General features: G+C 33.3%; 7 protein-coding genes and 2 pseudogenes. 2 read left to right on the top strand and 7 right to left on the bottom strand.

The genetic code is table 11. The annotated features are described in order from the left end of the window. Nucleotides 1-244: 244 nt before the first annotated feature. The 5 genes from CQZ94_RS29040 to CQZ94_RS29020 all read right to left on the bottom strand — a co-directional run bounded on the left by CQZ94_RS29040 (nucleotide 245) and on the right by CQZ94_RS29020 (nucleotide 4,604). A complete protein-coding gene (locus CQZ94_RS29040) occupies nucleotides 245-940 on the bottom strand; it encodes an ABC transporter ATP-binding protein (RefSeq protein ID WP_105588211.1) in 696 nt (231 codons plus the stop codon). After that, the gene (locus CQZ94_RS29035; protein WP_002130508.1) at nucleotides 937-1,749 is read right to left on the bottom strand and encodes an ABC transporter permease; all 813 of its coding nucleotides are present in this window, start codon (nucleotides 1,747-1,749) and stop codon (nucleotides 937-939) included. The genes CQZ94_RS29040 and CQZ94_RS29035 overlap by 4 nt, the downstream gene beginning before the upstream one ends. An 82-nt stretch (nucleotides 1,750-1,831) precedes the next feature. Then, on the bottom strand, nucleotides 1,832-2,338 hold the full coding sequence (locus CQZ94_RS29030; protein ID WP_105588210.1) for a nitrous oxide reductase accessory protein NosL: 507 nt from the start codon (nucleotides 2,336-2,338) through the stop codon (nucleotides 1,832-1,834). Beyond that, a complete protein-coding gene (locus tag CQZ94_RS29025; RefSeq protein WP_105588209.1) occupies nucleotides 2,338-3,615 on the bottom strand; it encodes a right-handed parallel beta-helix repeat-containing protein in 1,278 nt (425 codons plus the stop codon). The genes CQZ94_RS29030 and CQZ94_RS29025 overlap by 1 nt, the downstream gene beginning before the upstream one ends. A gap of 386 nt (nucleotides 3,616-4,001) precedes the next feature. Next, complete coding sequence (locus tag CQZ94_RS29020) at nucleotides 4,002-4,604, bottom strand: LysE/ArgO family amino acid transporter (protein WP_105588208.1); 603 nt, start codon at nucleotides 4,602-4,604, stop codon at nucleotides 4,002-4,004. 99 nt (nucleotides 4,605-4,703) lie between these two features. On the opposite strand from CQZ94_RS29020, the gene CQZ94_RS29015 reads away from it, so the two are divergent. Further along, nucleotides 4,704-6,125 (top strand): aminotransferase-like domain-containing protein, encoded by a 1,422-nt coding sequence (locus tag CQZ94_RS29015; RefSeq protein WP_105588207.1) that lies wholly within the window; start codon nucleotides 4,704-4,706, stop codon nucleotides 6,123-6,125. 134 nt (nucleotides 6,126-6,259) lie between these two features. Here CQZ94_RS29015 and CQZ94_RS29010 read toward each other — a convergent pair whose 3' ends face one another. Together CQZ94_RS29010 and CQZ94_RS32115 are read right to left on the bottom strand one after the other, a co-directional pair. After that, a complete protein-coding gene (locus CQZ94_RS29010; RefSeq protein WP_105588206.1) occupies nucleotides 6,260-9,613 on the bottom strand; it encodes a trifunctional glycoside hydrolase family 18/polysaccharide deacetylase/glycosyltransferase family 2 protein in 3,354 nt (1,117 codons plus the stop codon). 135 nt (nucleotides 9,614-9,748) lie between these two features. After that, a pseudogene (locus CQZ94_RS32115) lies at nucleotides 9,749-9,907 on the bottom strand (IS6 family transposase); the annotation flags it as partial. A gap of 165 nt (nucleotides 9,908-10,072) precedes the next feature. Between CQZ94_RS32115 and CQZ94_RS29000 the strand changes: the two are divergent. Then, a pseudogene (locus tag CQZ94_RS29000) lies at nucleotides 10,073-10,145 on the top strand (IS6 family transposase); the annotation flags it as partial.

Here is a 10,145-nt window from a genome sequence, read left to right as displayed (position 1 = left end):
ATGGCTGCATAAGAATAGATTCCATTAGGAATCTATATACCTCTTTCAAATAAATACAATCTTTGCACCAGAACCCCTCAGCTTAGCTTGATAGCGATGTAGCGGAACCCCTATAAGGACAAAGTAAATTCAAATAAAAGCATACAAAAATCGAGTTTTCTACACTGAAAATTTGAATGCTTTTTTCAATTGCAATTAAAAACAAAACAGCTACCATACTGAAAGTAGCTGCTTCCTAATGTATTCATCTTCTATGCATTTGTAGTAATGTGATCGTTAAATTTTCTAAATCTCCATCATTTTTTATTTCTTGTATGACTTTTCCTTCTTTCATAAAGAGTATTCGATCACCAATTTCAGCAGCTACATCCATCATATGCGTGGAAAAAATAATCATTGTACCATTTCTTTTTAATGTCTTTAATATTTCTAAAAACTCATCTACCCAATACGGATCCAGCCCATTTGTCGGTTCGTCTAGTATCAAAATTTTAGGGTTTCCAAGACACGCCTGCCCAAATAAAAGCCTCTGTCTCATCCCTTTAGATAATCTATGTAAGCGTTCAGTTTGTTTCTCATTTAATCCTATTGTTTTAATAACAGCTTGTACCTTTTCTTTTCCTATATTTCGAAAAGCGGCATAAAACAATAAAAATTCTTGAACTGTCATATCTTGCTGTGCATGAAAATCATCTGGCATATAACCTATTTTACTCACATACTGTTTTCTATCTTTCTGTAATTCTATATTACCTAATTGAACAGTACCAGTTGTAGGAGTTGTAATTCCAGCTATTATATCAAGGAGCGTACTTTTCCCTGCTCCATTCCCACCACATAATACGATACACTCTCCTTCTTTGCTTTGAAATGAAATTGGAGATAATGCTATTTTCTTTTTATATCGTTTACATACTTCGTTGAGATTTAATACTGTCATTTTTTTCTTCTCCTCTCCATTTGCCATCCCGCTACAAACAAGAACACAATTGTATAGATAATACAATATATTAATAGAATCCAAATAGCAGCTTTACTTTGAAAAAATATTACCAGTTGATCATATACTTGCCCAAATATTGCTCCACCACCTAATTGAATTACAAATATAATTCGAAGGAATTCAGCTGGGTTGCAAAACAATAACATTTTTATTAATGGTGCAATCATTGAATATGGAACAAAATTAAGGATGCTAATTAAAGCCGTTGGCCACATCATAATAAGAAGGAACCAAACTACAATACTTATCGCTAAAGCTTGCCACCTTGTTATAGAAAAAGAGCCAATTGTTATTCCCAGTAATAAAAATAAAAAGATTAGTAAAACAGAGAAGATATACGTTGCTACTACCCAAAACATATCAAAATTACTACCGCTTACTAACCCAATTACTATACTTACTCCAAAACTCATTGAAAAAATAGCTGTTTGCGCTATAAATTGTCCAATTGTTTTACCTATTACATATGAAGTACTCTTTAAAGGATACGTACATAAAAGTCTCCATTTCCCATTTTCCACCTCGCCTGCAATAGAAAATGCTCCTATAATTAACATAAGTAAAGGTACTATATATAAAATAAGGTTTACCATTGTACCAGTTACATTTGTATACCCTGCTAAAGCCTGAGTATTTCTTTCCATAACAAATATTACGGAAAACATAGTTATCCAAAGAAACAAAAACGTGTAGGCAAATTTACCGCTTACTGCACTACGCCATTCTGAATATAATATATTCCACATACCTACTCACCTCTCTACTGAAAAAGACAACCATAGTTGGTTGCCTTTTTCTAACTATTTTTTTCATAGCGATAGTATCTTATTAATGAGAATGTCCACTACCATGATCTTTCTTTTCTTTTCCCATCATCTCTTTATTCATTTCCCATTTATGTTCTGCTAGTTCTTTATAAGAAAGGATTTCCCCAGTATGTTTTTCTACAAAGCTGTCTGCATCTTTCTTCTCTTTAAAAGAAATTACATTATAAGCCATCGGCGTCTTAATTGATTTGTCATATACATATGTAGCTTTATCAACTGCAACCCAATCTTTTGTATTATAATCTCTTACAAATTTCGCTTGTGTTTTTTCATTTTTATGTTCATCCATCCATTTATACATACAACCAATATCATCAAATTTTAAAGCTTTTCCATTTTCTAAAATAACCTCAGTTGCAAATTGATTATCCATTACTGCCATATTACAAACATCACACTTATCATTTTTTTCATTAATAGCAACTGGCTTGGTTTCTTTCTTACCACACCCTACTACGGCAAATACCAAACATAAACAAATAGTAAATAACATATACTTTACTCTCATCAATTTTTCCTCCCTAAAAAAAACAATATACTTCCCATTAGTAACATGCTCACACTTACAACCAAAATGTTAGACTGAAATCCCACACCCTCACCTTTTTGCGAAACAATTTTTGGCCTCATACTAGGCTCTTTGTCCACCAATAAAGATTGATCTGGAATTTTTATGAAACTTTGTAAAATACGCATTCCTGGTGATTGAAAGAACAACTGATATTCTGGAATATCTTGTGTTAACAAGAGAAAATAGGCATCTGCTTTGTATGGAATATTACTAGTACCTGAACCATCTGTATCTACTTTTAAAGAAGCGTCCCAATAATTTTTATAGATATTGTTTTCCCTGCTTAGTGTAGCTTGCGACTCATTAACATTCCCTATCATTACATTTTGAGTAAATTCATTTGCACTGGCATCTTTAAATTGTAAACCGATAAAATTATTAGAAATTGAGTTACTCATAATAGTATTTTGCTTTGCCTTTTCTACATAAATCCCTACTCTATTATTAGCAATTTCATTTTGTAACACTTTTGTTTTTGTCGCATCATATAGTAATAAGCCTTGTGCATGAACATTACTTTTATTGTCAATAAAGTGATTTCCTACTACAGATGTTTCCTTTGTCCCCATAATCATAGCGCCTGTTGTATTTTCTTTTGATATATTTCTTTCAACAACAGTTCTATCAGAATACATAAGATGCATACCATAACGAGACTCCCAGATTGTATTGTCCTTTATTGTATTATTGTCGCTTTGTTCTAAATAAATCCCATCACGGACATTTTGGATTTTGATGTTCTCAATAAGATTACGATTGGATTGCCATAAATCAATTCCATTAGCCCGTCTTTGTCCAACAATCATACTGTTCTCAATTTTTATATTCCTAGCATCTTCTAACTTAATCCCCATGTATGACGCGTGTACTTCTAATCCACTGATGTAGTGCTTATCTCCCGATACAAATATCGCTGGCTGATCTGTATTATCATTACATTGTTCTATTTTCAAATCTTTAAGGATAATGTTTTCCTTTTTTATTGTAATAACAGGATCCTTACCACAAGAGATTATTTTAGTATTTTTATCCCCTTGTATTGTAATCGGTTTCGATATTTTTATCGTTTCATTATAAGCTCTATTTTCTAATTTAATTGTTTCATATGGGGAAGCCGCGTCAATTTTTGATTGCAATGTAGACTCAGCATGAATACTTACTCCTGGAAAGCAAAAAACTATAAATAATAGAAGAGAAGAACAAATTTTTTTCATATACATTTCCCTTCTCTCAAAGCTATTAGTTATCACTATAGAAGAGAATACCAATAATTTGTGTGAAATTTGTGAAAAATAAACGTGTTTTTTGTGATACATATAAAATTATTACCTGGAGACAAAAGAATCACTACACTTCATTAGAACATGAATTTTTTAAAAAACAAGTTTGTTTAAAGAAGCGAATACGTACAACGGTTCTGGTGCAAAAATAAAATAAAAGGCCCTACATATTATATATGACTAATATGCTAGGGCCTTTTATTTTTGGTAATGAATTTTGAAACTGGATTTAAACAGTATTTTTCTCTATTTGGGTAGAAATAAATAAAGTCCCATAAACGGTCGTTTATGGACATAACATCTTTATAATTTACTATACGTTATATTAATCCAATAAAAAGATAAATGGCAGTTCCCCAGATAAACAGGGCGGAGCATTTGTTGAATATGTTCATTAAACTTCCTGTTTCATCTATCTTCTTCATGAATGTACCTGCGAGCGTTAATCCAAAGAACCAAATCCAAGATACTGTAATACATGTGATTGTAAAAATAACTTGTTCCGTTCCGACATATTTTAATGCACTTGTCCCAATAACACCGACTATATCTAAGAGGGCATGAGGGTTTAATAAAGAAACCGATAAAGCAAAGATGATTTGTTGACGGATTGGTAATGCTTTATTCGTTTCACTTGTTGTTGGCTCAGACTTCCAAATAACGTATCCCATGTAAAGTAAAAATAAAATACCAGCAATCATTAGGCTAAGTCGTAGCCATTCAAATTGTAAAACGATAGTGGATAACCCAAAAACGGCTAAAAGAATTAAAAATGTATCACATAATGCAGCTGTAACAGCCGCCGGAAGTGCTCGAATTAGTTTTGGCTGTGTGGCTCCTTGTGAAAATACAAATACATTCTGTACCCCTAAAGGTAAAATGAGTCCGAATGCTAAGATTATTCCATGAACAATGGCTTCCATATAATCAACTCCCTTTCAATTACTATCGTACTATGATAAAACTAAAAGAAAACAACCAATTGGATGGTTTTTTATCCACCCAATTTAGGAGGGAATTAGATGAAATGGAAACCAAATCGTCATTCTCATTTGACCGTTCAAGAGCAAATTGTAGATTGGATAAAGTCTCATATTGAGCGAGGTGATTGGACTGTTGGTACAAAAATCCCAACACAGCGCCAACTTGCAACGCAATTTAATGTGAACCGAAGTACTGTGCAACTTGCTCTTGATGAATTAAGGGCGGATGGTTTGCTCGAATCTAAAGTGGGATCAGGGGTATTTGTGTCCAATAATTCGTGGAATGTGCTTTTGAACAGATCTCAACCAAATTGGCAGCAACACATTGAATCGAGTATTCATAAACCAAACTACCATACGATTCAACTCATCAACGAATATGAGCAAATGGATCATATCATCCGTCTTGGAACAGGTGAATTATCACCGGAATTACTTCCAACGAAACAAATTGAACAGTCTTTAAAAAAGATTTCACTTGAATCAAAGGCAATTGGCTATTCATCACCACAGGGAAGTGAAAAGCTTCGGATAATTTTATGTAAGTATTTAAAAAAACGTGGTATTCAAACAGCACCAGAGAACATTTTAATTGTTTCAGGTGCACTTCAAGCACTTCAATTAATTGCAGTTGGATTATTAGAAGAAGGATCCATTGTCTTCCAAGAACAACCTTCGTATTTAAATTCTGTGCATCCCTTTCAATCCACTGGAATGCGTATGATTTCAGTTTTACGAGACACACATTTGACAGACAATTTACGGGCACTCAAAAGAAAAAAACAATCTTTATTTTACTGTGTGCCAACATTACACAATCCGACAGGATATAATTGGTCGGTGAAAGAAAAGAAAAATCTATACAATACATGCAAAGAGCTACAAATCCCGATTATTGAGGATGATGTGTATCACGAACTGTTCTTTGAATCATCTTCTCCTGCCATAAAGTCATTTGATACATCAGGGCAAGTTCTTTATATCGGTAGTGTATCCAAAACGCTAAGTCCTGGATTACGGATCGGTTGGGTTGTTGCACCTTCACCTGTAATTGGGCGATTAGCTGATATTAAAATGCAAACAGATTATGGTTCAAGTGCCTTTTCTCAAGAAATCGTCGCACACTGGATATCATCCGGTTTATACGAAAAGCATCTGATTACGCTTCGTAAGCAATTGAAAGAAAGGGCTACATTTGTAGAAGAAATATTAGAACAGCAATTTCAAAGAATCGCTACGTGGAAAAAGTCTGAGGGTGGTTTTTATATATGGCTCAGGTTTCATAAACCTATTGTAAATAAGGCGCTATTTTTAAAGTTACTTAAACAAAATGTTTTGATCAATCCAGGTTATATATATGAACCAAGCGATTTACATCATATTCGTCTTTCTTATGCCTATGCATCATTTGAAGAATTAAAAAAAGGATTAAATATTTTACTAGAACTAAGCCCGCATTAATTCTTATCATAAAAACGAATACAAAGTACAGGGAATCGGTTGAAATAAGTCTAAATTGTGTTTAAACTTACAATTTTCTTTTTTTTTGATATGGTGAATCCTTTTAACAAAAAGAGAGCAGATTATCTGCTCTCTTATGATGCCTCATTATGTTCAGAGGAGTGCTTAACACTCCCCATTCTCTTTAGTTTATTCCATCCTACCGCTACCCCTCGAATAGATGAAAATACAGATTTAATTACAACATAAGTCATAAATTGACGATAAATAAAGCGTTGTAAAATTAACCATGCTAATGGTTTAGGATTCTCTTTCTCTAATTTAAATGCAAAAAGAGAAGCGAGAAGATCCATTGCAAAGAACACAAGATAAAATCCTAAAACTTTTAGAGGATTACTACCAAACATCCCCATAATCATTAATATATCTGCTAAAGGAGCGATGAATTGCAGGACATATTGGAACAACCACATATTAGGTAATGCAACAAACCCTAATGTTTTATGCTTTGCATTAAACAATGCCTTTCGATGCTTCCAAAGACATTGGAGTGTACCATACGACCAACGATATCGCTGTTTAATGAGACTTTTCACATCTTCAGGCGACTCCGTATAAGCATATGCTTTTTCTTCATATACAATTCTATGCCCTTGACGTAAAAATGTTATAGTAAGATCCGTATCTTCTGCAAGTGTATCTTCACTTAAATATCCAGATTCAACTACATCCTTTTTACGCCATGCTCCAATAGCTCCAGGAACTACCGTGATACAATTCAACTCATCAAAAGCTCTGCGTTCTAAATTAAATCCTGTAATGTATTCAACATGTTGCCAAGTAGTTAACAAATTTCGTCTATTTCCCACTTTGACATTGCCTGAAACTGCTGCTACATTATGATCTTCAAAGTGTCTAATCATTAGAGAAATAGCATCTTGTGCAATAATAGTATCCGCATCTAAAGTGACAATGATTTCTCCTCGTGATTTTTGAAATCCTAAATTCATTGCGGATGATTTCCCACCATTTTCTTTCTGAATTAAACAAACTTTAGGATGTTTATGAAATGCTTCTTGAATTACTTTTGACGTACCATCTTTCGATCCGTCATCAACAACAATAACTTCAAACTCTCTATAATCACTATCCAAAATTGAGCGAATCGTCTTGGTTATAACCTTCTCTTCATTATATGCTGCTATTACAACACTAACAAAAGGCTGATAAGACGAATTAGTAAATAAACGGGATCTTGTTTTCCTTTTTTGCTTGAATGCAAAATAAATTAAAAATAAGAATCGGAAAATACCTAATCCAATAGCAATATAAAAAATAGTTGTTAATATATGCTTAGAATATCCCGCTCCTGAAAAAACAGCTTTATTGTAAAGTAAATATTGCTTATCCTCAGAAGAAACGAGAGGCATAACTTCATCTCGTTCTTTACCCATTAAATCTGAAATTGTTACAAAACTATATCCATGCTTTTTAAGGTCTTTAATAATAATTGGCAGCGCCTCTACCGTATGGGTACGATTCCCTCCTGCATCATGGAGAAGAATAACATTTCCCTCCCCCTTATAAATGGGATTAACAGCACGCTTTACTAATTCATTTGTTGATGGCGTCGCCCAGTCCTCAGGATCAACTTTTTCTGCCACCATTGTATAGTTCATATTTTGTGCACGCAAAATAGGCAATATTTCATTTGATGAATCCGGGTCGGCATCTGCTTCATATGGTGGCCTAAATAAAACCGTAGAATGTCCAGTTATTTCCTGAATCAGGCGCTGAGTTGTATTCAGCTCTACTTTTGTTCGTAGTAAAGACGTATCAGCTACGTTAGGATGCTTGAAGGTATGATTGCCAATTTCATGCCCTTCATCGTACATTCTTTTAACAAGACTAGGATTTAGTTGGGCGTTTTCACCAAGTATAAAAAAGGCTGCTTTTATTTTATGCTCTTTTAATATATCTAGAATTTCCGGGGTGTATTTAGGATCTGGTCCATCATCAAATGTTAGTACTACTTGTTTTCCTTTTGGTTTTCCATAGCGATGCACTTGATATGCAGATGGTAGTGATTGATACACTTCATCTGTAAGATAACCTTCTTTTCCTACTTTAAAATCTCTCAATCCATTTTGTCTTTCATTTTCAATCTGTAAAATTTCGCCTTGTCCAGAATAATTTACTTCATCTAAACTAGCGATTTTATGTAATGCATCAGGATTTTTTTGTACTTCAATAGGATCTTTTAAAGCTTTCCATACAGTAGGATCTTCTGCTCCTAGTCTCCATAATGCAAACCCCTTTGCATTATTGTTCATTGCGATTTTGACTTGATTATAAAGAGTAACACCATCTAAGAACCAAGCAGTATGTTCTTTCGCTCCTTTTTTATATCGAAAATAAGGGTTTCCACTGATCTTATCCCATTGAATTTTTATATTTGAATCATGAGCCATTTTCATAACTTCTGAGAAAGTTAAAGGCTCCGCAGGTTTTTTACTCTTCACTTCCCAATCATATCCATAATTACCAAAAGCAACTATAAGTTTCTCGGAGGGAATGTTTAGATCATTGAGCGTATGTTCAAACCATTTATTTGAAGCAATTGGTCCTGGTGTCCCTGCTCCATAGTGCTCATCATACATCATTACAATCATACGATCTATTACTTTGGCTAATGCACCATAATCAAAGGCTTTATCATTAGCAGGGACATCTTGTGTTACGAGCAAATGATGTTTATGAAAGACCGTAGTAAGTTCTTTCATGAAATTTGTTAATTTATCTCTATCGCCTTCAGGTATTGACTCAAAGTCAATATTAATACCTGCAAATTGATTTTCTTCAATTCGCTTTACTAAATCATTAATAAACTTTGTCTGTACATTACCTGGAGCATTCAGTAACTTATGAATAAGTTTACTATCAGGACCAGAAGCTTCTTGAGTATAGTTAGTAAGCAAAGGCATAATTTTTACATGATTTTTTTTTGCTAACTTTACAATCTCAGGTTTAATCTCACTACTAATTGTTAAGTTTTCTTTTAAGTGATACCATTCTGGAACTAACATTGTTAATGAATCAATATTTTCTTTTAAAGAAGCAGTACTATTTTCATCCCAGTTTACATAAAAACCATAAACTTCTTTAGGTTGTTCGCCATTGTCTGTTGGATTTTCGGAATTTTCTTTATTGTTTATTTCGGTATTAGGAGATTTGAATTCTTCCTTCTTTAACTGCTGGTCGCTGAGTTTTTGATTAATAGGTACAAGTTTAGTATCTTGCTTTACAGAAGGATTCATATTTGGAATTTCTGGTGTTGAAAAAATACTTCGAAAGAAAAAATAAAATACAATACTTATGCTAACTATTGAGATACATAGAAACCAACTGAAAGCTATTTTTCTTCTTCCTTTAGGATCATAAAAAACGGGTTTTGAGTTATCTTTCTCTTGTTGAATTTTTTTCTCCATTATTTTTTTACATACTCCTTTTCTTTTTATTCTAAGTACAAACGCAAGCTATTTTAATAGATAGACCTTCTAGGGTTTTGGTGCGAAAATAGCTTAATAAGAATATAGAACAGTAATTTCCTGTTAACTTTGAGATCAAACGACTAATCCAAATATCTTATGAATGACTTCAACCTCATTTTGGGCAGATTTCACCCTTTGGTGAAGTTGCCCTTTTTTCATCATATGCATGGCTTCGATACCTCTCAAAATCAAGGTTGCTGTACGAAATGATTTCAATTCTAATTGCTTTCTTCACTATACATATTCGGAGGAAATAAAAATTTTATGGGGGTCAAAAAAATATTTTTTTATAAAAATAGATAAACAATTTTTTTCAAAAATAAAAAGCTGACAATTTCATCATTTTTTTCATATATTCATATGTAAAAATACTCACATTCATTTTATCTCGCTATTCGCGGGCTATCCCTTGCCCATACAACTATCATGCGATGGGTTCATCAATATGGTCCCGAATTAGATAAGCGAG

Source organism: Bacillus sp. MYb209 (genome assembly GCF_002975175.1).
Taxonomy (GTDB): Bacteria; Bacillota; Bacilli; order Bacillales; family Bacillaceae_G; genus Bacillus_A.
The sequence above is the reverse complement of the archived record's forward strand: the minus strand, read 5'-3'. Positions and strand labels throughout refer to the sequence as shown.

Excerpts from the sequence above, each read along its gene's own strand:
- CQZ94_RS29040 (WP_105588211.1), bottom strand. The coding sequence starts at position 940 with ATGACAGTATTAAATCTCAACGAAGTATGTAAACGATATAAAAAGAAA.
- CQZ94_RS29035 (WP_002130508.1), bottom strand. The coding sequence starts at position 1,749 with ATGTGGAATATATTATATTCAGAATGGCGTAGTGCAGTAAGCGGTAAA.
- CQZ94_RS29030 (WP_105588210.1), bottom strand. The coding sequence starts at position 2,338 with ATGAGAGTAAAGTATATGTTATTTACTATTTGTTTATGTTTGGTATTT.
- CQZ94_RS29025 (WP_105588209.1), bottom strand. The coding sequence starts at position 3,615 with ATGAAAAAAATTTGTTCTTCTCTTCTATTATTTATAGTTTTTTGCTTT.
- CQZ94_RS29020 (WP_105588208.1), bottom strand. The coding sequence starts at position 4,604 with ATGGAAGCCATTGTTCATGGAATAATCTTAGCATTCGGACTCATTTTA.
- CQZ94_RS29015 (WP_105588207.1), top strand. The coding sequence starts at position 4,704 with ATGAAATGGAAACCAAATCGTCATTCTCATTTGACCGTTCAAGAGCAA.
- CQZ94_RS29010 (WP_105588206.1), bottom strand. The coding sequence starts at position 9,613 with ATGGAGAAAAAAATTCAACAAGAGAAAGATAACTCAAAACCCGTTTTT.